The sequence below is a fragment of the Nocardia cyriacigeorgica genome, assembly GCF_010858045.1.
GTDB lineage: Bacteria > Actinomycetota > Actinomycetes > Mycobacteriales > Mycobacteriaceae > Nocardia > Nocardia cyriacigeorgica_E.
The window spans coordinates 1-410 of sequence record NZ_JAAGVC010000133.1; the positions used below are offsets into that span (position 1 = coordinate 1).

A 410-nucleotide genomic window follows, 5' to 3' on the forward strand; every position below is an offset into this window, starting at 1 on the left:
GGCATGATCCAGCCGCACACCCGCATCTCGCTCGGCAAGCTCATGGCCGAGCAGTGCAAGCGTGCGCCGCTGCGGGAGTGCTTCCTGTTCGACGATCGGGTGCACACCAACGACGCCGTCGATGTCCGGATCGACAATGTGGTGCGCGGTCTGATCTCGGTCGGGATCCGGCCCGCGACCCGCGTCGGCGTCGTCATGGAGACCCGACCGAGCGCCCTGGTCGCCGTGGCCGCGCTGTCGCGGCTCGGTGCCGTCGCGGTGCTGCTGGCACCAGGCAGTGAGCTGCGCAGCGCGCTGGAGCAGACCGCGACCAAGATCCTGATCTCGGATCCGGAGAATCTGCGGCATGCGGCGGCGACCGGTCAGCGGGTGCGTGATCGCGTTCAACCGGGCGCGCGCGTCGTCGTCGG

At 70.0% G+C, this 410-nt stretch carries 1 protein-coding gene; it reads left to right on the forward strand.

From position 1 onward, the window contains the following. A partial coding sequence (locus GV790_RS29055) for an AMP-binding protein (RefSeq protein ID WP_163818013.1) occupies positions 1–410 on the forward strand: 410 nt, incomplete at both ends.